The organism is Pseudomonas sp. PA27(2017) (assembly GCF_001945445.1).
Taxonomy (GTDB): domain Bacteria; phylum Pseudomonadota; class Gammaproteobacteria; order Pseudomonadales; family Pseudomonadaceae; genus Aquipseudomonas.
Genome location: NZ_MSXW01000016.1, coordinates 260,655 through 285,414 on the forward strand (window position 1 = coordinate 260,655; position 24,760 = coordinate 285,414).

19 protein-coding genes are annotated in these 24,760 nt (G+C 64.2%); 9 read left to right on the forward strand and 10 right to left on the reverse strand.

The genetic code is table 11. The features are described from left to right. Positions 1 to 29 precede the first annotated feature (29 nt). The 8 genes from BVH06_RS09260 to BVH06_RS09295 form a co-directional block, all read right to left on the reverse strand. Positions 30 to 1,952 (reverse strand): PrkA family serine protein kinase, encoded by a 1,923-nt coding sequence (locus BVH06_RS09260; protein WP_075932237.1) that lies wholly within the window; start codon positions 1,950 to 1,952, stop codon positions 30 to 32. Positions 1,953 to 2,423: 471 nt separating this feature from the next. Continuing rightward, on the reverse strand, positions 2,424 to 2,753 hold the full coding sequence (glpE, locus tag BVH06_RS09265; RefSeq protein ID WP_075933856.1) for a thiosulfate sulfurtransferase GlpE: 330 nt from the start codon (positions 2,751 to 2,753) through the stop codon (positions 2,424 to 2,426). After that, a complete protein-coding gene (locus BVH06_RS09270) occupies positions 2,750 to 3,574 on the reverse strand; it encodes a symmetrical bis(5'-nucleosyl)-tetraphosphatase (protein WP_075933857.1) in 825 nt (274 codons plus the stop codon). The genes glpE and BVH06_RS09270 overlap by 4 nt, the downstream gene beginning before the upstream one ends. Positions 3,575 to 3,841: 267 nt before the next feature. Next, entirely contained in the window at positions 3,842 to 4,222 is a 381-nt protein-coding gene (apaG, locus tag BVH06_RS09275; RefSeq protein WP_075932234.1) for a Co2+/Mg2+ efflux protein ApaG, read from the reverse strand. 14 nt (positions 4,223 to 4,236) lie between these two features. Then, positions 4,237 to 5,049: a 16S rRNA (adenine(1518)-N(6)/adenine(1519)-N(6))-dimethyltransferase RsmA gene (rsmA, locus tag BVH06_RS09280; RefSeq protein ID WP_075933858.1), complete on the reverse strand. Its 813-nt coding sequence runs from the start codon at positions 5,047 to 5,049 to the stop codon at positions 4,237 to 4,239. A 126-nt stretch (positions 5,050 to 5,175) separates the two neighbouring features. Then, positions 5,176 to 6,174, reverse strand: a complete 999-nt coding sequence (gene pdxA, locus BVH06_RS09285; RefSeq protein ID WP_075933859.1) for a 4-hydroxythreonine-4-phosphate dehydrogenase PdxA — start codon at positions 6,172 to 6,174, stop codon at positions 5,176 to 5,178. 93 nt (positions 6,175 to 6,267) lie between these two features. Next, positions 6,268 to 7,563 (reverse strand): peptidylprolyl isomerase, encoded by a 1,296-nt coding sequence (locus BVH06_RS09290; protein ID WP_371915276.1) that lies wholly within the window; start codon positions 7,561 to 7,563, stop codon positions 6,268 to 6,270. Continuing rightward, positions 7,544 to 10,312: an LPS-assembly protein LptD gene (locus BVH06_RS09295; RefSeq protein ID WP_075933860.1), complete on the reverse strand. Its 2,769-nt coding sequence runs from the start codon at positions 10,310 to 10,312 to the stop codon at positions 7,544 to 7,546. Before BVH06_RS09295 ends, BVH06_RS09290 begins: the two co-directional genes overlap by 20 nt. Positions 10,313 to 10,436: 124 nt before the next feature. Here BVH06_RS09295 and BVH06_RS09300 point away from each other — a divergent pair, with 124 nt between their 5' ends. Genes BVH06_RS09300 through BVH06_RS09310 form a run of 3 tightly spaced genes read left to right on the forward strand, consistent with a single transcriptional unit; the run spans position 10,437 to position 12,890 of the window. Next, positions 10,437 to 11,462: an aminoglycoside phosphotransferase family protein gene (locus tag BVH06_RS09300; RefSeq protein WP_075933861.1), complete on the forward strand. Its 1,026-nt coding sequence runs from the start codon at positions 10,437 to 10,439 to the stop codon at positions 11,460 to 11,462. Then, positions 11,459 to 12,130, forward strand: coding sequence for an N-acetylmuramate alpha-1-phosphate uridylyltransferase MurU (gene murU, locus BVH06_RS09305; protein WP_075933862.1), 672 nt, complete (start codon positions 11,459 to 11,461; stop codon positions 12,128 to 12,130). Before BVH06_RS09300 ends, murU begins: the two co-directional genes overlap by 4 nt. 1 nt (position 12,131) lies before the next feature. Next, positions 12,132 to 12,890: a DnaJ domain-containing protein gene (locus BVH06_RS09310; RefSeq protein ID WP_075933863.1), complete on the forward strand. Its 759-nt coding sequence runs from the start codon at positions 12,132 to 12,134 to the stop codon at positions 12,888 to 12,890. Between the two features lie 5 nt (positions 12,891 to 12,895). On the opposite strand, the gene BVH06_RS09315 is transcribed toward BVH06_RS09310, so the two are convergent. After that, the gene (locus BVH06_RS09315) at positions 12,896 to 13,876 is read right to left on the reverse strand and encodes an alpha/beta hydrolase family protein (RefSeq protein ID WP_075933864.1); all 981 of its coding nucleotides are present in this window, start codon (positions 13,874 to 13,876) and stop codon (positions 12,896 to 12,898) included. 133 nt (positions 13,877 to 14,009) lie between these two features. On the opposite strand from BVH06_RS09315, the gene BVH06_RS09320 reads away from it, so the two are divergent. The 6 genes from BVH06_RS09320 to BVH06_RS09345 all read left to right on the forward strand — a co-directional run bounded on the left by BVH06_RS09320 (position 14,010) and on the right by BVH06_RS09345 (position 22,037). After that, positions 14,010 to 16,412, forward strand: coding sequence for a PAS domain S-box protein (locus tag BVH06_RS09320; RefSeq protein WP_075933865.1), 2,403 nt, complete (start codon positions 14,010 to 14,012; stop codon positions 16,410 to 16,412). A 12-nt stretch (positions 16,413 to 16,424) separates the two neighbouring features. After that, a complete protein-coding gene (locus BVH06_RS09325) occupies positions 16,425 to 17,054 on the forward strand; it encodes a response regulator transcription factor (RefSeq protein WP_075932224.1) in 630 nt (209 codons plus the stop codon). A 444-nt stretch (positions 17,055 to 17,498) separates the two neighbouring features. Further along, positions 17,499 to 18,608, forward strand: coding sequence for an ABC transporter ATP-binding protein (locus BVH06_RS09330; RefSeq protein ID WP_075932223.1), 1,110 nt, complete (start codon positions 17,499 to 17,501; stop codon positions 18,606 to 18,608). Between the two features lie 44 nt (positions 18,609 to 18,652). Then, positions 18,653 to 19,687 (forward strand): ABC transporter substrate-binding protein, encoded by a 1,035-nt coding sequence (locus BVH06_RS09335; protein ID WP_075932222.1) that lies wholly within the window; start codon positions 18,653 to 18,655, stop codon positions 19,685 to 19,687. 115 nt (positions 19,688 to 19,802) lie between these two features. After that, positions 19,803 to 21,050, forward strand: coding sequence for an ABC transporter permease (locus BVH06_RS09340; protein WP_075932221.1), 1,248 nt, complete (start codon positions 19,803 to 19,805; stop codon positions 21,048 to 21,050). A 159-nt stretch (positions 21,051 to 21,209) separates the two neighbouring features. Further along, the gene (locus BVH06_RS09345; RefSeq protein ID WP_075933866.1) at positions 21,210 to 22,037 is read left to right on the forward strand and encodes an ABC transporter permease; all 828 of its coding nucleotides are present in this window, start codon (positions 21,210 to 21,212) and stop codon (positions 22,035 to 22,037) included. Positions 22,038 to 22,872: 835 nt separating this feature from the next. On the opposite strand, the gene BVH06_RS09355 is transcribed toward BVH06_RS09345, so the two are convergent. Next, positions 22,873 to 24,657 (reverse strand): IlvD/Edd family dehydratase, encoded by a 1,785-nt coding sequence (locus BVH06_RS09355; protein ID WP_075933867.1) that lies wholly within the window; start codon positions 24,655 to 24,657, stop codon positions 22,873 to 22,875. Positions 24,658 to 24,760 lie beyond the last annotated feature (103 nt).

The window sequence follows — 24,760 nt, forward strand, 5'->3', positions numbered from 1 at the left end:
AGATGACCGTGGCCCGCAGCAGAAGCCGCTTACTGCGATTTACGTACGCGCAGATACCACTCGGACAGCAGGCGCACCTGCTTCTCGGTGTAGCCGCGCTCGACCATGCGTTTGACGAAGTCGTTGTGCTTCTGTTGATCCTCCTTGCTGGCCTTGGCGTTGAAGCTGATGACCGGCAGCAGATCCTCGGTGTTGGAGAACATCTTTTTCTCGATCACCACCCGCAGTTTCTCGTAACTGAGCCAGGTCGGGTTCTTGCCGTTGTTGTTGGCCCGGGCGCGCAGCACGAAGTTGACGATCTCGTTGCGGAAATCCTTCGGATTGCTGATGCCGGCCGGCTTCTCGATCTTCTCCAGTTCCTCGTTGAGGGCCACGCGGTTGAGGATTTCCCCGGTCTCGGGATCACGGTATTCCTGATCCTGAATCCAGAAGTCGGCGTACAGCACATAGCGGTCGAAGATGTTCTGGCCGTACTCGCTGTAGGACTCCAGGTAGGCGGTCTGTATCTCCTTGCCGATGAACTCGATATAGCGCGGCGCCAGGTATTCCTTGATGAAGCGCAGGTAGCGCTCACGTACCTCGCCCGGGAACTGTTCCTGTTCGATCTGCTGCTCGAGCACATAGAGCAGGTGCACCGGGTTGGCGGCCACTTCGTGCGGGTCGAAGTTGAAGACCTTGGAGAGAATCTTGAAGGCGAAGCGGGTCGACAGGCCGTTCATGCCTTCGTCCACGCCAGCTGCGTCGCGGTACTCCTGGATCGACTTGGCCTTGGGATCTGTGTCCTTGAGGTTTTCGCCGTCGTAGACGCGCATCTTCGAGTAGATGTTGGAGTTCTCCGGCTCCTTGAGGCGCGACAGGGTGGAGAACTGGGCGAGCATTTTCAGGGTGTCGGGGGCGCAATGGGCGTTGGCCAGGGAGCTGCTGACCAGCAGCTTGTCGTAAATCTTGATCTCGTCGCTGACGCGCAGGCAGTACGGCACCTTGACGATGTAGATGCGGTCGATGAACGCCTCGTTGTTCTTGTTGTTGCGGAAGGTGTGCCACTCCGATTCGTTGGAGTGGGCCAGCAGGATGCCGTTGTAGGGAATGGCGCCCAGCCCTTCGGTGCTGTTGTAGTTGCCTTCCTGGGTGGCGGTGAGCAGCGGGTGCAGCACCTTGATCGGCGCCTTGAACATCTCGACGAATTCCATCAGGCCCTGGTTGGCACGGCATAGCGCGCCCGAATAGCTGTAGGCGTCGGCATCGTTCTGCGGGAATTCCTCGAGCTTGCGGATATCCACCTTGCCGACCAGCGCGGAGATGTCCTGGTTGTTCTCGTCGCCCGGCTCGGTCTTGGCGATGGCGATCTGGTTGAGGATCGACGGGTAGAGCTTGACCACGCGAAACTGGCTGATGTCACCGCCGAACTCGGCCAGGCGCTTGCTGGCCCAGGGCGACATGATGCTGCCCAGGTAGCGCCGGGAAATGCCGTAGTCCTCTTCGAGGATCGCGGCGTCCTCGGCGGCGTTGAACAGGCCCAGTGGTGATTCGAATACCGGTGAACCCTTGATGGCGTAAAAGGGCACCTTTTCCATCAACTGCTTGAGCTTCTCGGCCAGCGAGGATTTGCCGCCACCGACCGGCCCGAGCAGGTAGAGGATCTGCTTCTTCTCTTCCAGGCCCTGGGCAGCGTGGCGGAAGTAGGAAACGATCTGCTCGATGCATTCTTCCATACCGTGGAAGTCGGCAAAGGCGGGATAACGGCGGATCACCTTGTTGGAAAAGATGCGCGACATCCGCGGATTATGGGAAGTATCGAGCAGCTCCGGTTCGCCGATGGCCATCAGCAAGCGCTCGGACGCGCTGGCGTAGGCGCTGCGATCCTGCTTGCACAGTTCGAGGTACTCCTGCAGCGAGTACTCCTCCTGGCGCGTCGCCTCGAATCGTTGTTGGAAGTGACTGAAAATGCTCATGACTTCACCTCGCTCGATGCTGGGAGCCGGCCGGGATCGGTCGAGCGGGTGCATGCAGACTCGGCGCTCGCGCTGCCGAGATGAATCCCCCAAACACCCCTTTGGTCAGTCAGAACCTCATGGTCGGCTGTCCGTCGCATGGCAGGTTGAGGACAGCCGCCTTGCGTGTCTCGCGCAAGGCGTATCGGCTGCCTTCTCCCGCCTGACCCTGTGTCGCGTGGCTCTGGCTGGCTGCTGAAGGTGAGTACCGATGGCCCGTTCGGCCGGTTGGCCGGCTACCTGAATTGGGATGGCCTTAGACAAGGATAGTTGGTAATCGGCAAGGTCAAGGCGCAATTGCCGTGCGAAACGTCATGGCGACGCCGCGCAGGCACCCAAGCCCAGCATTGGCGGGGGGCTGGCGAAGGAAAATATTTATGCCGAGCCATCTTCCGGGCGCCGCGGCGGCGCGGAAGATGGCCTGTGGCCATGTCACTCGGCCTGGCTGGCTTCGGTGTCCTGGGGATAGGTGCTGCGCCACAGTTCGAAGCCGCCGTCGAGGCTGTAGACCTCAGAGAACCCTTGGCCGACCAGATAGGCTGCGGCGCTCTGGCTGGAATTGCCGTGATAGCAGGTGACGATTAGCGGGGCATCGAGATCTGCCCTGGCGATGAAGTCAGCCAGCGAATAGTTATCCAGGTGCCGGGAGTCGCTGATGTGGCCGGCCGCGAAGCTTTGCGGATCGCGGATGTCGACCACCACGGCGCCTTTTTCGCGCAGTGCCTGCGCCTGCTCGGGGGCGATGCGTTTGAACTCGCTCATGCTGTTTCCTCGCTACAGTCGCAGCGATGGTACTCGCCGCTATCGATATTCATCAGGGTCATGCTGCCGCCCCAGACGCAGCCCGAATCCAGGGCAAACACGCCGGGTTCGTCGCAGTGGCCTTCAAGGGCCGCCCAGTGGCCGAAGATGATCTTCTGGTCGCGTGTCTTGCGGTGCTTGTGGCTGAACCAGGGTAGATAGCCGGCTGGTGCGGTATCCAGGCCTTCCTTGCTCTTCAGGTCCAGGGTGCCGTCGGCCTTGCAGAAGCGCATGCGGGTGAAATAGTTGGTGATCACCCGCAGCCGGGCGATGCCCTGCAATTCCTTGTCCCAGCGCGCCGGCTCGTTACCGTACATGCCGTCGAGGAACATTGGGTACAGAGCCTCGTCGCGCAGCGCGTTCTCGACTTCGGCCGCGCGGCGCAGCGCCTTGCCGATGTGCCACTGCGGCGGTATGCCGGCGTGCACCAGGGCGGTGTCGCGCTGTTCATCGTAATGCAGCAGCTTCTGCTGGCGCAGCCAGTCCAGCAGCTCGTCACGATCCGGCGCCTCGAGGATCTCGCGCAGGGTGTCGCCTCGCTTGAGGCGCTCGATATTGCGCGAGGCGGCGAGCAGGTGCAGGTCATGATTGCCCAGCACGCAGACCAGCGCATCGCGCATGCCGTACAGAAAGCGCAGGGTCTCCAGAGAGGCAGGGCCGCGGTTGACCAGGTCACCCACCAGCCACAGTCGGTCACGGGCCGGATCGAAGGCCACGCGTTCGAGCAAGCACTGCAGCGGCTTCAGGCAACCCTGCAGGTCGCCGACGGCATAGGTAGCCATTAGGGTCTACCCCCGTTTCGTCGTGAGCCGCGTTGCTGCGAAAAATTGCACCAGGTAAGGCGCGAGGCGCAGGTAATGGTCGCTCCCTTGGCAAGCCTCGCAACGCAGCATGGTGCAATTTTTCGCGCAACCCGAAGGGCTGGGCCACTTTTTGCGCGATGCTGCGTTATTCGTCGTTCATTTGGAATAACCAAACTTCTCTCCTCATGCCTTGCCTCGCGCAAATAGTGGCTCCGGCGCGGCCACGAACGAAACGGGGGTAGACCCTTAGTGCAGGGCGCCTGGAACGGCGAGGCGGAAGGGCGCGATCGGCGCATCGAAGCGCTGACCGTCGTCAGCCAGCATCTGATAGCTGCCCTGCATGGTGCCGACCTGGGTGGCCAGCAGCGTGCCGCTGCTGTAGCGGTGGCTTTCGCCCGGAGCGATCAGCGGTTGTTCGCCGATCACGCCTGCGCCGCGCACTTCCTGAACCTGGCCGTTGCCGTCGGTGATCACCCAGTGGCGCGCCAGCAATTGCGCCGGCAGCTCGCCGGCGTTGTGGATGGTCACGTCGTAGGCGAAAGCGAAGCGGTTTTGCTCGGGCTGCGACTGCGCTGGCAGGTAGCGGGTGACGATGTTGACGTCGATCTGGTAACGAGGGTCGGACATGGGCACTCGATCAATCAGGTGGGCGAAGGCGCGGGTTGCAGGGCCAGCTGGTCGGCCAGGCGCACGAAAGCGGCCAGATCCAGCTGCTCGGGGCGCAGGCTGCCATCGACGCCGGCCGCTTCGATCTCGCTGGCCGGCAGCAGTGCCTTGAGGGTGTTGCGCAAGGTCTTGCGGCGCTGGTTGAAGGCTTCGCGAACCACCCGTTCGAGCAGGCGATGATCCTTGGCCGGGTGCGGTAGTACCTTGTGCGGCACCAGGCGCACGATGGCCGAGTCGACCTTGGGCGGCGGGTTGAAGGCCCCCGGGCCGACGTTGAACAGGTGTTCCACCTGGCAGTGGTACTGCACCATGATCGACAGCCGGCCCCAGTCGCCGCCACCTGGGCCCGCGGCCAGACGCTCGACCACTTCCTTCTGCAACATGAAGTGCATGTCGCGGATCAAGTGGGCGTTGTCCAGCAGATGAAAAATCAGCGGCGTGGAGATGTTGTAGGGCAGGTTGCCGACCACCCGCAGGCTGTTGGGCGCTGCCTGCAGACTCGAGAAGTCGAATTTCAGGGCATCGCCCTGGTTCAGGCGAAAGCGCGGCTGGTCGGCGAACTTGGCCTGCAGGATCGGAATCAGGTCCAGATCCAGCTCGATCACGTCCAGTTGGGCGCCACTGTTGAGCAGGCCTTCGGTCAGTGCGCCCTGGCCTGGACCGATCTCCAGCAGGTGCTCGCCTTCGCGGGCATGGATGGCGCGCAGGATACGGTGAATCACCCCGGCGTCATGAAGGAAGTTCTGGCCGAAGCGCTTGCGCGCGCGGTGTTGGTAAGGCTCGGACATCTGAAAAGCAGCTCCAGGCTTCAAGCTGCAAGCATCAAGCAAGCGCGTAAAGCGGTCAGGCGAAAACGCGCAGTTTAGCAGGGAACGCCCGTCGAGCGGCGGCGCTCGCCGCTCCTCGCCGATCGCTCACGGGAGCAGGCGGCTATGCGCCATCTCGTAGGCGGTTTCCAAGGCGACCTGCAGGCTGCCGCAGTCGATGCGGCCGGTGCCGGCAAGATCCAGGGCGGTGCCGTGGTCGACCGACGTACGGATGATCGGCAGGCCCAGGGTCACGTTGACGGCTGCGCCGAAGCCTTTGTACTTGAGCACCGGCAGACCCTGGTCGTGATACATGGCGAGCACCGCGTCGCAATGTTCCAGGTGTTTGGGCGTGAACAGCGTATCGGCCGGCAGTGGGCCGACCAGATCCATACCCTCGGCGCGTAACTGCTTGAGGGCAGGTTCGATGATCTCGATCTCCTCGCGGCCCAGGTGGCCGCCTTCGCCGGCATGGGGGTTGAGGCCGCAAACCAGGATGCGCGGCCTGGCGATGCCGAACTTGTCGCGCAGATCGGCCTGCAGGATACGGGTCACGCGCTGCAGGCGCTCGGCGGTGATGGCGCTGGCAACGTCCTTGAGCGGCAGGTGGGTGGTGACCAGCGCGACCCGCAAGCCGCGGGTCGCCAGCATCATCACCACCTGGGGCGTGCCGGTCAGGTCGGCAAGAAATTCGGTATGGCCGGAAAAGGCCATGCCCGCCTCGTTGATGATGCCCTTGTGTACGGGGGCGGTGATCAGCCCATCGAAGCTGCCGTCCACGCAGCCCTCGGCCGCTCGGGTCAGTGTTTGCAGAACGTAGGCGGCATTGGCTTTGCTCAATTGGCCGGCGACCACCGGTTCACCCAGCGGCGTATCCCACACGTACAGGCTGCCGGCGGGGGCGGGCTGGGTTGGCCAGCCATCGGCTGCTACATCGATCAGCTCGATCTCCAGCCCCAGCTCTGCCGCGCGCGCCTGCATCAGTGCGCGGCTGGCGACGCAGATCAGTGCATGGGCCTGCCGCTGACGGGCGAGCAACAGGCACAGGTCCGGGCCGATGCCGGCAGGTTCTCCTGGAGTGAGGGCGAAGCGCAGGCTGTCTGGCATGATTCGGTCTCTAGGCGGGCGACTATGAGTCTAGTCCGGGCATAAATGAAAAAGCCCGGCGCTGGGCCGGGCTCGGGTGGCGTTCAGGCTGGGTTACAGCTTGATTTCCACATAGGCTTCGTCGCGAATCTGGCGCAGCCAGGTTTGCAGCTCTTCTTCATACTTGCGGTTGCGCAGCAGGTTCAGCGCCTGTTGCTCGCGAACCTGCTCGCTGCTATCGGTGGCGCGGCGGCCCATGACCTGCAGCACGTGCCAGCCGAACTGGCTCTTGAACGGCTTGGAAACCTCACCGCTGGCGGTGTTGTTCATCACCTCGCGGAATTCCGGCACCAGGGCATTCGGGTCGATCCAGCTCAGGCTGCCGCCGTTGAGGGCCGAGCCCGGGTCTTCGGAGAAGTTCTTCGCCAGCTCGGCGAAATCTTCCCCCGACTCGATACGCTGATACAGGCGCTCGGCCAGTACCTTGGCCTCGGCGTCGGTACGGATTTCGCTTGGTTTGATGAGGATGTGGCGCACGTTCACTTCATCACGCACGGCCGCCGCTTCACCGCCACGCTTCTCCAGCACCTTGAGCAGGATGAAGCCGCCTGGAGTGCGGATCGGCTCGGTAACGTCGCCAACGGCCATGGCGCTGATCATGCTGTCGAACGGTGGTGGCAACTGCGCGGCCTTGCGCCAGCCCATGTCGCCACCGTCCAGTGCGGTTTCGCTGGCCGAGTTGGCAATCGCCAGCTGGCCGAAATCAGCGCCCTGGCGAGCTTGCTGGTAGAGATCCTGAGCACGGCGCTCGGCGGCTTGCAGGGCGTCGGAGGAAGCGTCTTCCTGGACCGGGATGACGATATTGGCCAGGCGAAACTCTTCGGACAGCTGCATCTTGCCCAGGTCAGAGGCGAGGAAGTTCTTCACTTCCTGCTCGGTGACCTGAATGCGTTCCGCCACGCGACGCTGGCGCACACGGCTGATGATCATCTCGCGGGAAACCTGATCGCGGGCGTCGTTGAACGACAGGCCGTCCTTCGCCAGGGCATCGCGGAACTGCTCGATGGTCATGCCGTTGCGCTGGGCAATGGTGGCCATGGCCTGGTTGAGCTCTTCGTCGCTGATGCGAATGCCGGAGCGCTCGCCCATCTGCAGCTGGATGTTCTCCAGAATCAGGCGATCCAGCACCTGCTGGGTCAGCACGTTGGCCGGCGGTACTTCGGAGCCGCGCTTGGCGATGGTCTGTTGCACCTCGCGCACCCGGGCGTCGAGTTGGGTCTGCATGATCACGTCGTTATCGACGATCGCCACCACGCGGTTGAGAGGCTGTACGTCGGCATGCGCCGCCGTACCCAGAAACAGTGCGCCCAGCAGCAGCGGGCGCACGCACTCAGCGAGCTTGCTCTTCACGTTCACGATAACCTTGAATGCCTTGGTCGAGGAATGTCTCAACGTTGTTGCCAGTCACGCCACCCAGGCCTTTGAGGACGATCTGCAGGAAGATGCCGCTGTCTGGTTCGTCGTTGCGCGAGGGGTTGAGGCTGACCTCGTCGTAGTCGATCCAGTAGCGGTTGATGACGCGCAGTTTCCAGCAGCAGCTGTCGTACTCGAAGCCGCCAAAGGCTTCCAGGGTACGGTTGCGACCGTAGTCGTACTGCCAGCGCGAGATCAGGCTCCACTGCGGGCCGATTGGCCAGATGACCGAGAAGTCATGCTGGCTGATCTTGTAGTAGTCCTTGATGAAGGTGTCCGTACCTGGCGTACCGTAATCGCTGCCATAACCCCAGCGACCGGTGCTCTGGTCGTAGTTGAGGGTATCGTTGCGGTAGCGATAACCGGCATTGACGATCTTGCGTGGGTTGTCGGCCGGCTGGTAGTGGAACATGGCGCTGCCGGAACGGGTGCGGCGGCTATCCGGATCCCAGTTGAAGTCCGAGGTGAAGCGCCAGTCCTGGTTGTAGCGGTACATGTATTCCAGGGCGTAGGGCGATACCGATGACTGCGCCTCATCGCGGGTGCGGTAGTCGATACCGGGCATCTGCACCTTGCGGTCTTCGAAATAAAAGGCCTGGCCGATGCTGAAGCGCTGACGCTCGAAGCCATTCGGCTCGATCCAGCGGCTGGTCACGCCGAGGGAAATCTTGTTCTCGTCGCCGATACGGTCCTTGCCGCTGAAGCGATTTTCACGCCACAGCGAGGAGTAATTGAAGGTGCTCTCGCTGGTGTCGAAGACCGGGATATCGGTCTGGTCTTCTTCCGGCACGTAGAGATAGAACAGGCGCGGCTCGAGGGTCTGGCGAGCCTCGCGACCGAACAGGGAGGTCTGGCGGTCGAAGTACAGGCCGCTGTCGACGCTGAATAGGCCGACACCACGGCTTTGGCTGCTGCTGTACTGTTCGTCGGCCAGCAGCGTTTGCTTGCCGCGCTGATCTAGATCCAGGTCGTAGTTGGTCTGCAGGTACTTGATCTGCGGTTTGACGTAGCCCCAACTCCAGTCCAGCGGCAGGCTTACGCCTGGCTCCACATGCAGGCGGGTGCCGTTGGCGCGTGCCAGACCCTGCACGTTGAAATCGTTCCACGGGCCTTCGACGTTGCCATTCTGATCGATGTAGTTACCGTTGCGCAGGTCACGCTCGAAACGAACCAGTTCGGTGCCGTAGGTGAAGTTCAGGCCACCCGGCTCGAACGGCAGCTTGCCATCCAGGGTGATCTGCGGCAGGCGATCATAAGGCGTGACATCGGTGATGGTGGCCAGCTCGTACGCATGGGCGTTCAGACGAGCGGTGTAGCTGTCACCGCGCCAGGTCAGCGTACCGCGCTGGTTGACGTAGCTGGACGTTTCGATACCCAGATCGGTCTTCAGATCCTGGAAGTAGTAGGGATCGCTGATATCGGTGTAATCGACCTCGGCCAGCAGGCGGTCGTTGAGGCCCTGCGTGTGCTGCCAGCTGTACATCCAGCGCTGGTCCTTGTAGCCCGACTGCAGTTTACGCTCGTCTTCCTGGTCGTCCAGGTAGGCCGCGCCGACCTGGCCTTCGCTGTTGCGGGTCAGGTAGCGGTACTCGCCTTCGAGCAGCAGGCCGCGTTTGGCCATGTAGGTCGGGTACAGCGTGGCGTCGAAGTTCGGCGCCAGGTTGAAGTAGTACGGGGTCTGCAGGGTCAGGCCGTTGCTGCCCGAACTGCCGAAGCTCGGCGGCAGGAAACCGGACTGGCGACGGTCGTCGATCGGGAAATAGATGTACGGCGTGTAGAAGACCGGAAAATCCTTGACCCGCAGCGTGACGTTGGTCGCGGTGCCGAAACCGGTCGCCGGGTTCAGGGTGATGTTGTTACCGGTCAGATGCCAGGCGTTGCTGCCCGGTTCGCAGCTGGTATAGGTGCCATCCTTGAGGCGGATGATCGCGGTTTCTTCACGCTTGGCGTAGGCGGCGCTGCCGCGCACGTGGGCAGCGTGCATCACGTACTCGGCGTTGTCGATGCGTGCTTCGCCGTTGTCGAGCTGCAGCTCGCCACGGTCACCGACCACCAGGGCGCCCTTGTCGCGCAGGCGGACGTTGCCGACCAGCTCGCCACGGTTCTCGGCCTGGTGCAGGTTGGCTTCGTCGGCTTCGACCTGCATGCCGGCCTGACGTACGACCACGTCACCGGCGAGGGTCGCGACCTGCTCTTCCTGCTGGTAGCGCGACGCCTTGGCCGATACGAACATCGGCGCTTCGCTCATCGGCGTGGTGTCGTTCATGCCCGGGCGGGTAGGCTCGATGTAGGCGCCGGAGCAAGCCGGGCCGATCTCTGCCAGCTGCGCGCTGGTGAGTTTTTCACGCGGCACCCAGTCCAGGTGGCTGTAGTCGGCACTGCGCGATGCCAGGGCACGGCCACCGGCTTCGGTCACTTGCGTCGGCGCGGCCTTGGTATCAGGCTTGGCAGCCGCCGCAGTCGTGGCGGTACCTGCGCTTACCGAGTTGGCGCTGTGGGTCGGCCGGCTCGGCAGGGCGGCGTTGCTGGTTTTCGGCGCACAAGCCCAGCCGCCGGTTGGCGATGCCTGGCAGTCGAATTGTTCGGCAGCGGTGGCGAATGGGCTGGCGAAGGGCTGCAGGGCCAACAGGCCACCCGTTACCAGAAGCGGGAATTTCTTGCGAAAAGCGGGGTATTTTACTGCCATCTTGTTTTCCGGGCTTCCTGTGCGCTTTTGGCCCAGGGGCCGCACGCCTCTCGATGGGCTGAAAAAGATGCTGGATAATAAAGCATGACCCGCGCAACGGCTAGCGCCGTCGGAGACCCTTGCAATGCCTGATCACGATGTACGTTTGCAACGCCTGCAGCAATGGCTCGAGCCGCAGCTGCAGGCTCTGTTCGCTACCAATGGCTGGGGCCAGGTGCCGGATGCGGTGCTGCAGCCGGCCAGCAGCGATGCCAGTTTTCGCCGATATTTCCGCTGGGAGGCGGCCGCACGCAGCCTGATCGTGATGGACGCGCCGCCGCCGCAGGAGAACTGCCAGCCATTCGTCGAGGTGGCCAATCTGCTGGCCCGTGCCGACCTGAACGTGCCGCAGATCCACGGGGCGGATCTCGAACAGGGCTTTCTGTTGCTCAGTGATCTGGGCCGCCAGACCTACCTGGACGTGATCGATAGCGACAATGCCGATCAGCTGTTCGCGCCCGCCATCGATGCCTTGCTGGCCTATCAGCAATTGCCGATGGACGCCGACTTGCCGCACTACGACGACGCCCTGCTGCGCCGCGAGCTGCAATTGTTTCCGGATTGGTACGTTGCCCGCGAGCTCGGCCTTACCCTGAATGCCGATCAGCAGGCCGTCTGGCAGCGTATCTCCACGCTGTTGATCGACAGCGCCCTGGCGCAGCCCAAGGTGCTGGTGCACCGCGACTACATGCCGCGCAATCTGATGATCAGCGAGCCCAATCCCGGCGTGCTGGATTTTCAGGACGCCGTCTACGGGCCGGTCACCTACGACATCACCAGTCTGTTCAAGGATGCTTTCCTCAGTTGGCCCCAGGCGCGCGTGCAGGGCTGGTTGGAAGGCTACTGGCACAAGGCCCGCGCTGCCGGCGTTCCCGTACACGGTGAGCTGGCGGACTTCCTGCGTGCCAGTGACCTGATGGGCGTGCAACGCCACCTCAAGGTGATCGGCATCTTCGCGCGCATCTGCCATCGTGACGGCAAGCCACGATACCTGGCCGACGTGCCGCGCTTCTTCGCCTATATAGATGACGTGCTCGTGCGGCGCCCGGAGTTGGCCGAGCTCGGCCAGCTGATCGGGCAATTGAAAGGCGCCGCGGAGGCCAATCGATGAAGGCGATGATTCTGGCTGCCGGCAAGGGCGAGCGGCTGCGACCGCTGACCTTGCACACGCCCAAGCCGCTGGTACGCGCTGCCGGCGTGCCGCTGATCGAATATCACGTGCGCGCTTTGGCGCGCGCCGGCTTCACCGAACTGGTGGTCAATCATGCCTGGCTCGGCCAGCAGATCGAAGATTATCTGGGCGATGGCGAGCGCTACGACATGCGCATTCGCTACTCGGCTGAAGGTGAGCCGCTGGAAACCGGTGGCGGCATTTTCAAGGCGTTGCCGTTGCTCGGTGACGAGCCATTTGTGGTAGTCAACGGCGATATCTTCACCGATTTCGATTTTTCGACCCTGCGCAGGCCGTTCAGCGAAACAGCGCACCTGGTGCTGGTGGATAACCCGGTCCACCATCCAGCGGGCGACTTCCGCCTTGCAGAGGGGCTCGTGGCGGATGCCGGAGCCGGTGACGCCAGCCTGACCTACAGCGGTATTGCCGTGCTCAGCCCAGCATTGTTCGCGGGCTGCCTGCCTGGTGCATTCAAGCTCGCGCCGCTGCTCAGGGAAGCGATGACCTGCCAGCACGTGACGGGTGAGCTCTTCACCGGACGCTGGGTGGATGTCGGCACCCACGAGCGCCTGGCCGAGGTGGAATCGCTGCTGCAGGGCGAGCGCTGATATGTACTGGCCGCTGACCTTGGTGGGCGCGTTGGCCGGCTTCGCCCTGGCGAGCATTCCTGGGCTGCTGCTCGGCGGCCTGCTCGGCCAGGTGCTGGATCGACGCCTCGGCTTGCGTGGCTGGAAGACCCTGGGCGAGCGGCTGGTCGGCAAGCCCGCCGTACGCGATGACGCCTTGTTGTTCGTCATGCTCGGCCGTCTGGCCAAGAGCGATGGCGTGGTTCAGCAGGCGCACATTCGCCAGGCCCGTGCAGAAATGCAGCGCCTGGCGCTAGGCGAAGCCGGTAGGGCGGCAGCCATCGAAGCGTTCTCGCGGGGCAAGACCGGTCAGGACAACCTGCGTGGCCCGCTACTGCGCCGCCGTGACGAGGCCCAGGAACTGCTGCGCGCGTGTTGGCGTATGGCCTGGGCCGACGGCAAGGTGGGCCAGGCCGAGCGCGAGCTGATCCTGTTGTGGGGCAAGTGGCTGGGGATCGCCGTCGAGGCCCAGGAGGCGCTTAGCGACGCCTACTCACCGCGCCGCGGCCCGCCGACCGCAGCTGCCGACAGCTATCAACAGGCACTGCGCCTGCTTGGCGTGACCGCCGATAGTGACGTCCAGCAGATCAAAAAGGCCTATCGCCGCCTGCTCAGCCGCCATCACCCCGACAAGATGGCCGGCAGCGGCGCGGCGCCCGAGAAAGTGCGCGAGGCCACCGAGGCGACCCGCGAGCTGCACAATGCCTATGCGCTGATTCGTCAGCGCCGCGGCTTCCGCTAGGGCGGCTACTTGGCGCCGCCGGCGTGCTTGTCCAGCCAGCCGCGCAGGCGTCGGAACAGCTGTTCCTGGGCGACATCGGGATTACCCGGCAAGGCATCCAGGCTGATCTGCACCAGTGCGGGCTGTTTCTGGCGCTGACTCAGTTGCTTGCGTGCCAGTGCCGCTTGCCGCGCGCTGGCGCTGTCGCGGTAATAGAAGTCGCCGACCTTGGCAGTGAGCTGCGCCAGCAGGTCATTGAATGGCGCGTCGAAGCCTTCCGGCTGGCGGGTGTCCACCAACACCAGGTGGGTCACGTTGGCGGGCTTGCGCTCGGCGATGTAGCGCGCCGCCCAGTAGGCGCCACTGCCGTGGCCAAGCAGCACCACGACCTTGGCCTGCTGCTGCCCGGCAAAGGCGATGCCGGCATCGATACGGGCAAAGACCCGCTCGACGTGAGCCGCGCGGGCCGCTTCGGCGTCAGGCGATGGCGCCTCGTTGGCGGGCGCTGGCGCGGTGGGTTCCGGCGCTTTCTCGGCGCCGGGCTGCGCAGCTTTGTCGGCGCCGCCCGCGGCTGGCTCGACGAGGCGCACGGGCAGGTTGGCGCCCTGCGGGTCCGGCAGGGTCAGGCTGAGGCTATGCCAGCCGGCGTCCGGAATTTTGCGGCGCAGCGGCCCGACGGTCGGTGGCGCGTCGGCGCTTTCATCGTCGCCTGGCAGCAGGATCACCGCGCCCATGGGCGCCGGGTCGTTGGCCGGTCGCCAAAGGGCCAGAAAGGTCGAGCCGGCGGCGTCGAGCTGCTGCTGTTCGCTGGCTGCCAGCTGGCGCTCCAGGGCCGAGGCCTCCAGGTCGCTGCGCTCGGTCAGCGGCGCCCGTTGCTCGGGCTTGGCCTCGCCCTTGTCGGCGCCTTCGGCGGGCGGGCTCTGTTCGGCATGCACGACTAGGGCGCCGGCCAGCAGGCTCAGGCACAGGCACAGGGCATAGCGGGGCAGGTGGCGAAGACGGATCATGGCAAGGCCTGCAAGGGGAATGAGGCCAGCCTAATCACTTGTCGTGGATTTGTCAGATTCTGATGGTGCTTAATGGCAGCGTCTGCCCCGGTCCTCTCGCCCGGCGGCCTCTCAATCTTTCCGGTGCCTGTGCATGATCCACCGTTGGCTGTTTCTATTGATAGTGAGCCTGCCCACGGCGCTGTGGGCCGATCAGCCACCAGCGGCGCCGGCGGCGATCTTCGATACGACGCAGCAACGCTGGCTTGCCGACCATCCTGTACTGCGCGCCGGCGTGGTGCTGCAGCCACCCTATGCCCAGCTCGACCGCCGCCTGCATCGCCTGACCGGCGCCAATGTGGAGATCGTCACTACCCTGGCCGCGCTGATGGGCGTACAGGTGCGCTGGCGCACCTTCCAGACGCTTGAGGAGTTGGAGCAGGCGCTGCGTAACGACCAGCTCGACCTGGCTGCGGGCCTCAGCCAGACGCCGGCCGGGCTGAAACATTGGGTGTTTTCCGACCCGTTTCTGCGTGTATCCCATCTGCTGATCGGCGAGCGCGACAGCGGCGGCGCGGTCGACCTCGAGCAGCTCGACGCCCGCTCACCGGTTGCCCTGAAGGTTTCCGACGCGGTGCTCGACTACCTGCGCAGCAGCTACCCGAAACTCAAGCTGGACGTCACCAACTCACCGCGCCAGGCGCTGCAGCGGGTGCTCAACCAGCAGGCCAGCTATGCGGTGCTCGACGAAGCCCAGCTGGGGCGCCTGGCCAGGGAACCGGAGTTTCTCGGCCTGGCCATCGTTGGCGATATCGGCTTTCCGCAGTTGCTGCGGATAGCCACCCGGCGTGATCTGCCTGAGCTGTCGGCGATCGTCGACGTCGCCCTGCGCAGCGTCTCGGCGCGGGAGCTCGATGATCTGCACAACCGCTGGTTGCCGCCGAGCTACCTGCAGCAGGAAAGCTCGTCGAGCTTCTGGCGTGGCATCAGCCTGCTGCTCGGTCTGCTGTTGGTGTTTGCGCTGCTGCTGGCGCTGTGGCTGCGGCGCCAGCGTGACACCCTGGAGTTTCGCCTGCTTGCCGCGCGCCATGAGGTCGAGCTGCGCGAGATCGCCCGCGATGCCCTGCGCCTGTCGCAGTTCTCCATCGACAACAGCACGGTAGGCATCCTCTGGGTCAACTGGGACAGCCACGTGCGCTACGCCAACCACGCCGCCGAAACCATGCTCGGTTATCGCAGTGGCGGCCTGGTGGATCGGCCGCTCAGCGATTTCGAACCGGGGATGAGCATGGACCGCTGGCTCAACCTGTGGCGTCTGGCGCGCAGGGGCGACGAGCGACCGCCGAGTTTCGAGACCGAATGCCTGCGCGCCGACGGCAGCCGCCTGCCAGTGGACGTGTCGTTGAGCTTTCTGCAGTACCGCGATACCGAGTACCTGGTGGTGTTCATCACCGATGTCACCGAGCGTCGCCGCGCCCTGGCTGCCTTGCAGGAGAGCGAGGCGCGCCTGCAGGGTATCGCCTCCAACGTGCCCGGCGTGGTGTTTCGCCTGGAGCGCGCGCGACCGGGGGATCCGGCGCTGTTCGCCTTTATCGGCGAGGGCAGCGAGAGCCTGGTCGGCTATCGGGCGTCCACCCTCCTGGCCCCCGATCACGGCCTGCGCAGCCTGGTGCACCCGGACGACAAGGCCGATTACCATCGCGTCCAGGAACAGGCCTTCGACAGCGACAGCGACTGGCACTGGCAGGGGCGCATGCTCACCCACACCGGCGAGTCGCGCTGGGTCGACATCAAAGCCATGGCCCGGCGCCTGGCCGACGGCCGGGTGATCTGGGACGGCGTGGTCTGGGACATCAGCGACAACAAGCGCAACGAGCTGGCGCTGGCCGAATCCCAGGTGCGCCTGCGCGATCTGTCCGCGCACCTGGAAAGCGTGCGCGAAGAGGAAAAGGCGCGAATCGCCCGCGAGGTGCACGACGAACTCGGCCAGGTGCTCACCGTACTCAAGCTGGAAACCTCGATGTGCGAGTTGGGGTTCGCCGACCTCGACCCCGGCCTGCGCGAGCGCCTGGACAACATGAAAAAGCTGATCGCCAACCTGTTCCAACTGGTGCGCGACGTGGCCACTGCCTTGCGCCCGCCGATTCTCGACGCCGGTATCGCCTCGGCCATCGAATGGCAGGCGCGGCGTTTCGAAGCGCGCACGCAGATCCCGTGCCTGGTCGAAGTGCCCGAGCACGTGCCGCCGCTGAGCGACGCCAAGGCTACCGGGCTGTTCCGCATCCTTCAGGAATCGCTGACCAACGTCATGCGCCATGCCCAGGCGCACACGGTGACGGTGCGCCTGGAGCTGCTGGGCGACAGCCTGCGCCTGTCGATCAGCGACGACGGTCGCGGCTTCGATCCGGCCGCCATACGCGCCGACTCCTTCGGCCTGGTGGGCATGCGCGAGCGGGTGCTGATGCTCGGCGGGCAATTGAGCCTCGACAGCCGGCCCGGCGAAGGTACTCTGTTGCGCGTACGGGTGCCGCTGAACGAGTGTGCAGCCGATGAATAGGAGGTTGAGCGCGTGATCCGAGTACTGGTGGCCGAAGACCACACCATCGTCCGCGAGGGCATCAAGCAGCTGATCGGCATGGCCCGTGACCTGCAAGTGGTCGGCGAAGCGAGCAATGGCGAGCAGTTGCTGGAAACCCTGCGGCACACGCCGTGCGAAGTGGTGCTGCTGGATATCTCCATGCCCGGCGTCAACGGCCTGGAGGCGATTCCGCGGATTCGTGCGTTGAGCCAGGCACCAGCAATTCTGGTGCTGTCGATGCACGACGAGGCGCAGATGGCCGCCCGCGCCCTGAAGATCGGTGCGGCGGGTTATGCCACCAAGGACAGCGACCCGGCACTGCTGCTCACCGCAATCCGAAAGGTCGCCGGCGGCGGGCGCTACATCGACCCCGAGCTGGCCGACCGCATGGTCTTCGAGGTCGGCCTGACCGACTCCCGACCTCCCCATGCGCTGCTATCGGAGCGCGAGTTCTCGGTGTTCGAGCGCCTGGTGCAGGGCGAGGGCGTCAACGAGATCGCCGCCCACCTGGCGCTCAGCAGCAAGACCATCAGCACCCACAAGGCTCGTCTGATGCAGAAGCTCAACCTGCATTCGGTGGCGGATCTGGTGCGTTACGCGGTCGAGCACAAGCTGGTCTGAGAACCTGTTCAAAGTCTGCTGCACTTCGGCACTGCCGCGTTAAAAACAGGCTCGGCAAGCCGCTTGCGGCTAACGCGCTTTAGCGCGGCCCGGAGGGCGAGCGAAGCGAGTACTGCTCATTTACAGTTCGTAAAGTCGAGCGCGACTCCGACCGGTCCTCGCCTGTTTTTGCGGGGCCGCCTAGGCCTTGCATTGCTCTAGCTCGCGAGACTTTGAACAGGCTCTGAGCGCGCCGCATATCCATCCGCGACATGCTCTGCGGCGCGGCGCCGCATGGCACCATCACTGTCACGCCGGTACTTATCCAATCGCGACATCGCTGTAGGGATTGCCCTACAAGCGTCTTTCCGCCTGCCTTATAGCAAAGTGTCAGCACGCCCGATTTCCAGCTTCAAACGCCAGTTCTAGTCTTGGGGCACGGTAGAACAACAGGCAGGTGCGGTGATGGGCGACACTTCTTCGAGCGACATCCTGGTCAGCTTTCGTGGCGTGCAAAAGAGCTACGACGGCGAGAACCTGATCGTCAAAGATCTCAATCTGGATATTCGCAAGGGCGAGTTCCTGACCCTGCTCGGGCCGTCCGGCTCCGGCAAGACCACCAGCCTGATGATGCTGGCCGGCTTCGAGACGCCCACCGCCGGTGAGATCACCCTGGCCGGCAAGCGCCTGAACAACGTGCCGCCGCACAAGCGCGACATCGGCATGGTGTTTCAGAACTACGCCCTGTTCCCGCACATGACGGTGGCCGAGAACCTGGCCTTCCCGCTCAGCGTGCGCGGCATGAGCAAGGCCGACGTCGGCGAGAAGGTCAAGCGCTCCCTGTCCATGGTGCAGTTGGACGCCTTCGCCGGTCGCTATCCCGCACAGCTCTCCGGCGGCCAGCAGCAGCGTGTGGCCCTGGCCCGTGCGCTGGTGTTCGAGCCGCAGCTGGTGCTGATGGACGAGCCCCTCGGTGCGCTCGACAAGCAACTGCGTGAGCACATGCAGATGGAGATCAAGCACATCCACCAGCGCCTGGGCGTGACGGTGGTGTACGTGACCCACGACCAGAGCGAAGCGCTGACCATGTCCGACCGCGTCGCCGTGTTCCACCAGGGCGAAATCCAGCAGATCGCCCCGCCGCGCGAGCTCTACGAGTCGCCGCGCAACACCTTCGTGGCGCAGTTCATCGGCGAGAACAACCGCTTCGCCGGCGAGCTGGTCGAGCGCACGGGCGACACCTGCACCGTGCAACTGGGCCGGGGCGAGAAGGTTCAGGCACTGGCGGTCAACGTCGGCCAGCCCGGCGACGCCGTCAGCCTGTCGATCCGCCCCGAGCGCATCCGCCTGAACGCTGCGGCCGAGGGCTGCGATAACCGCTTCTCCGGCCGTGTATCGGAATTCATCTACCTGGGCGACCACGTGCGTGTGCGCCTGGAGGTCTGTGGCAAGACCGACTTCTTCGTCAAACAGCCGATTGCCGAGCTCGATCCTGCGCTCGCGGTCGGTGATGTGATCCCGCTCGGCTGGCAGGTCGAGCACGTTCGCGCCCTCGATCCGCTGTCGGCGGAATGATCGGCGTTTTGCGCATTACCACAGCACTTGGAGCCAACATAAAAATGTCGAAGATATTCTCCCTTTCCGCGCTGACACTGGGCCTGGTCTGCGCTGCACAGGTTCACGCTGCAGACCTCACCGTCATCAACTTCGGTGGCGCCAACAAGGACGCCCAGGTCAAGGCCTACTACCAGCCGTGGGAAGCGGCCGGTAACGGCAAGATCATCGCCGGCGAGTACAACGGCGAGATGGCCAAGGTCAAAGCCATGGTCGACACCAACAGCGTATCCTGGGACCTGGTCGAGGTCGAATCCCCCGAGCTGGCCCGTGGTTGCGACGAAGACCTGTTCGAAGAGATCGACTACGCGGTAGTCGGTGACAAGAAGGCCCTGGTGCCGGGCGCTGCCTCGATGTGCGGCGTCGGCTTCTTCGTCTGGTCGACCGTCATGGCCTACAACGCCGACAAGCTGAGCACCGCGCCGACCAGTTGGGCGGATTTCTGGGACGTGAAGAAATTCCCGGGCAAGCGCGGCCTGCGCAAGGGCGCCAAGTACACCCTCGAATTCGCCCTGATGGCCGACGGCGTCGCGCCGAAAGACGTCTACAAGGTATTGGCGAGCAAGGACGGCCAGGAGCGCGCGTTCAAGAAACTCGACGAGCTCAAGCCCTACATCCAGTGGTGGGAAGCCGGCGCCCAGCCGCCGCAGTACCTCGCCTCGGGCGACGTGGTCATGAGCTCGGCCTACAACGGCCGCATCGCCGCCACCCAGAAAGAGGGCAGCAGCCTGAAAGTGGTATGGGACGGTGGCATCTACGACTTCGACGCCTGGGCCATCCCGAAGGGCGCCAAGAACAAGGACGAGGCCATGAAATTCATCGCCTACACCTTGCAGCCGGAAAACCAGAAGACCTACTCGGAAAACATCGCCTACGGCCCGGTGAATCCGAAAGCGGTCGACCTGCTTGACGCCAAGGTCGCCGCCGACCTGCCGACCGCACCGCAGAACATCGCCAACCAGGTGGCCATGGACGTGACCTTCTGGGCCGACTTCGGCGAAGTGCTGGAGCAGCGTTTCAACGCCTGGGCCGCCAAGTAACGGCGCGCAGCGGGGCAGGGCGTGAGCGCCTTGCCCCTTCGCTTCACGGAGCGCTGGCGTATCGGCGCTCCGGCTTTACCCCCGAATTCTTATTGGCTTCACCGGAGTTATCCCCATGGCCCTAGCAGTGCCCAATGCCGAGGTCGCCGGCCCTACGCTCAAGCAGCGGCTGGCGCGCGCCGAGCGGATGAATCGCCTGAAATCCCAGGCCCTGATCCTGCCGTTGGTGCTGTTTCTCGTGTTCACCTTTCTGGTGCCGATCGTGGCGCTGCTCAACCGCAGCGTGGATAACCCGGACGTGGTCGGCTCGCTGCCGCGCACCGTCGAAGCCATCGACGGCTGGGACGGCCGCGGCCTGCCCGAAGAGCCCGTCTACAAGGCACTGGCGCTGGACCTGGCCGACGCCCGCGAACAGCAGAAGCTGGGCGACCTGTCCAAGCGCCTGAACATGGAGCTGGCCGGCTACCGCAGCCTGCTGGCCAAGACCGGCCGCTCGCTGCCGTTCGAAGCCGAGCCTGCTTCCTACAAGGATGCGCTGGAGTCCTTCGACGAGCGTTGGGGCGACCCCGCCTACTGGCAGGTGATTCGCCGTAACAGCAGTTCCTGGACGTCCTATTACCTGCTCGCTGCGCTGGACCATCGCATCGACGACTCCGGCGCCGTGGTCAAGACCACACCGGACCAGGCCATTTATCTCGACATCTTCGCCCGCACCTTCTGGATGGGCGCGGTGATCACCGCCATCTGCCTGGCGCTGGCCTATCCGCTGGCCTATCTCTTGGCCAACCTGCCGACCCGCCAAGGCAACCTGCTGATGATCATGGTGCTGCTGCCGTTCTGGACCTCGATCCTGGTGCGCGTGGCGGCGTGGATCGTGCTGTTGCAGTCCGGCGGGCTGATCAACTCGGCGCTGATCAAGCTGGGGCTGATCGACCAGCCGCTGGAGCTGGTGTTCAACCGCGCCGGGGTGTACATCTCCATGGTGCACATCATGCTGCCGTTCATGATCCTGCCGATCTACAGCGTCATGAAGGGCATTTCGCCGACCTACATGCGCGCCGCGATTTCCCTGGGCTGTCACCCATTCGCCAGCTTCTGGCGGGTGTACTTCCCGCAGACCCTGGCCGGTGTCGGCGCTGGTTGCCTGCTGGTGTTCATCCTGTCCATCGGCTACTACATCACGCCTGCGCTGCTCGGCAGCCCGAGCGACCAGATGGTCAGCTACTTCGTCGCCTTCTACACCAACACCACCATCAACTGGGGCATGGCCACCGCGCTGGGCGGCTTGCTGCTGGTCGCCACGCTGCTGCTCTACGTGGTTTACAGCTGGCTGGTGGGTGCGGGTCGGTTGCGTCTGGGTTAGCAGTCGATTGAAAAACGTTAGCGAGGCAGCCGCTACGAGGCGAACGAGACGAGAAAGCGGAGTGTACTTTTGTACATGAGCATTTCGAGGAAGGTTCAACGAAGTAGCGGCAACGCAGGTAGTTTTTCAGCGACCTGCTTATGGAATGGAGAATAGAAAATGCTGAGCCCCTACATGTCTCCTGTTGAGCGCGCCTGGTACTACGGTCTGCGCCTGCTCTGCGGCCTGGTGCTGTTGTTTCTGGTGCTGCCGATCCTGGTCATCGTGCCGCTGTCGTTCAACTCCGGCACCTTTCTGATCTACCCGATGCAAGGGTTCTCGATGCGCTGGTACGAGGACTTCTTCGGCTCGGCCGGCTGGATGCGCGCCCTCAAAAACAGCATGATCATCGCCCCGGCGGCGACCGTGCTGGCGATGATTCTCGGCACCCTGGCTGCGATCGGCCTGACCCGCTCGGAGTTTCGCGGCAAGGCGCTGGTGATGAGCCTGCTGATCTCGCCCATGGTGGTGCCGGTGGTCATCGTCGGCGTTGCCAGCTACCTGTTCTTCGCACCGCTGGGCCTGGCCAACGGCTACCTGTCGCTGATCGTGGTGCACGCGGTACTGGGCGTGCCCTTCGTGATCATCACCGTGTCGGCGACCCTGCAGGGCTTCAACTACAACCTGGTGCGTGCGGCGGCCAGCCTTGGTGCCTCGCCGATCACCGCGTTCCGCCGGGTGACCCTGCCGCTGATCGCACCGGGCGTAATATCCGGCGCGCTGTTCGCCTTCGCCACGTCGTTCGATGAAGTGGTGGTCACCCTGTTCCTCGCCGGCCCCGAGCAGGTCACCCTGCCACGGCAGATGTTCAGCGGCATCCGCGAGAACCTCAGCCCGACCATCGCCGCCGCGGCGACCCTGTTGATCGGCTTCTCGATCCTGCTGCTGCTGACCCTGGAATGGCTGCGCGGGCGTAGCGAGAAGATGCGCACTCAGGTCAGCGAATAAGCGTTTTCGCGGCGTAGCCGTCACCGCCGCCGCCCTCTGGGTGGCGGCGGTTTTTTGTGTTCTTCGCATAGTTTGGGAAGGTGCGGGCTGACACCGGACTGGCAAGTTTGTGTGCGTGTCACTTACTGGCCTGGCACTATCCATCACCGCATCTACTGACCCATTGTGTTGCGCCCCTTACGGGCGCCACACCTTTCTTGCTTGCCCAAGAAAGGTGTGCCAAAGAAGGGCACCCCGACATCCGGGTTTCGCTGCGCGAAACTTCCCTCGCTCCGGCGCCGCTCCGGGGGCCGGCTTACATGGGCCATCCCTGGCCCATTAAGCCTCTCGCCGCATCCATGCGGCTCGTCCCCCTACACGACACCTCCACTCGGCCTCCTGACGGGACCGGGGCGCTAGCTTGCGACATCTGCGCAAGATCAAAGTCGGTAGCGTCTGGTTTTTGCTCTTGAAGAGCGATCTTATAGACGACGCCTAAACCCCTTCAGGAGGCCGAGTGGAATCGCCGCGTAAGGGGTTGAGCGACATGGATGTCGCGAGAGCTGCGATGGGCCAGGGATGGCCCTTCGCAGCGCGCCCCTGGAGTGGTGATGGAGCGAGGGAACCGCGGCGTAGCCGGGGCCGGATGGTGGGGTGCCCTTCTCTTTGGTTACTTTCTCTTGGGCAAGCAAGAGAAAGTGACTCGCCCGTAAGGGGCGAAACCCACACGGCCAGGCGGCGGGCCAATGGAGAGTGCCAAGTCATCGGCAGCGAACACTTATTTGCCAGTCCGGTGTCAACCAAGCATGCCCCCTCATATGCGAAAACCCTCTTTAATACCTGCTGACAGGCTCCCTTAGTGCGAATGACGCGGCATGCCGCCGCTGCGCGCGATGATGCGCATGTGCAGGGTGGCCGGCTCCAGGCAGCCGCCGGTGGAGAGCTGGCCGACCAGTTGGCGGTAAAGTTCCTGCCAGGGCGTTTGCGACGCCGGGTAGCTGGGCTTCCAGGCGGCGCGGCGGCGCTGCATTTCCTCGTCGTCGATCAGCAGGTTCACCGAACGGGCGTTGAGGTCGACGCGCAGCACGTCGTTGGTCTGCAGCAGCGCCAGGCCTCCGCCCACCGCCGCTTCAGGGGACATGTTGAGAATCGACGGGCTGGCCGAGGTGCCGCTCTGCCGACCATCGCCCAGGCACGGCAGGGAAGTGACGCCTTGTTTGATCAGTGCCGCCGGCGGGTCCATGTTGACCACCTCGGCACTGCCCGGATAACCGACCGGCCCAGCGCCACGTACGACCAGAATGCAGCGCTCGTCGATATCCAGCGCCGGGTCGTTGATGCGCGCGTGGTAGTCCTCGGGGCCTTCGAAGACGATGGCCCGCGCCTCGAAACAGTTCTCCTTGCCGGGCTCGGCCAGGTAGGTCTTGCGGAAGGCTTCGCCGACCACCGACATTTTCATGATCGCGCTATCGAAGAAGTTGCCGCTGAGCACGATGAAACCGGCGCTGTGCTTGAGCGGCTCGTCGTAGGGCAGGATCACCTCGCGGTTGCCGGTCACTTTGCCTTCAACGATTTCGCCGATGCTGCGGCCGTTGACCGTCATGCAGCCCTCGTGCAGGCGCCCGGCCTTCTGCAGCTCGTGCATCACCGCTGGCACGCCGCCGGCGTGGTGGAAGCCTTCGCCCAGGTATTTGCCGGCCGGCATGCAGTTGACCAGCAGCGGCACGCTCTCGCCGATGCGTTGCCAGTCTTCCAGGCTCAGCTCGATGCCCATGTGCCGGGCGATGGCGATCAGGTGCGGCGGGCAGTTGCTCGAGGCGCCGAGGGCCGAGGCCACGGCGATGGCGTTCTCGAAGGCTTCGCGGGTCATGATCTGCGAGGGGCGCACGTCCTGCATGACCAGCTCGCAGATGCGCCGGCCAGTGGCGTAGGCCATCTGCCCGCGCTCGCGGTAGGGCGCGGGAATGCTCGCGCAGCCGGTCAGCGACATGCCCAGCGCTTCGGCCAGGGCGTTCATCGACAGGGCCGTGCCCATGGTGTTGCAGTGGCCCACCGACGGCGAGGCGGCGGTGGTCATTTCCATGAAGCCTTCGTAATCGATTTCGCCCGCGGCCATCAACTTGCGCGCGTGCCAGAGCACGGTGCCCGAGCCGATCAGCTCACCCTTGTGGTGGCCGTCGAGCATTGGCCCGCCGGACAGCACGATGGCCGGCAGGTCGGTGGTGGCCGCGGCCATCAGGCACGCCGGCGTGGTCTTGTCGCAGCCGGTGGTCAGCACCACGCCGTCGAGCGGGTAGCCGTGGAGGATTTCCACCAGGCCCAGGTAGGCGAGGTTGCGATCCAGGGCGGCGGTGGGGCGGCGGCTCTGCTCGGCGATCGGGTGCACCGGAAATTCCATGGGAATGCCGCCAGCATCGCGAATGCCGGCCTTGACCCGCTGGGACAGTTCCAGGTGATGGCGGTTGCAGGGCGTCAGGTCGCTGCCGGTCTGGGCGATGCCGATGATCGGCCGGCCCGACTGCAGCTCGGCGCGGGTCAGCCCGTAGTTCATGTAGCGCTCGACGTAGATGGCGGTCATGTCGGCGTGGTCGGGATCATCGAACCACTGCTGGCTGCGCAGGGGGCGTTTGGGATCGGTCATGATTCGTTTCTCTTGTTCTTGAATGAATCGCGTGGCGCTGGGCTATCGGCTTGGGCAGCTCTAAAAACTACCTGCGTTGTCAGCGCGGCGTTAAAACAGGCTC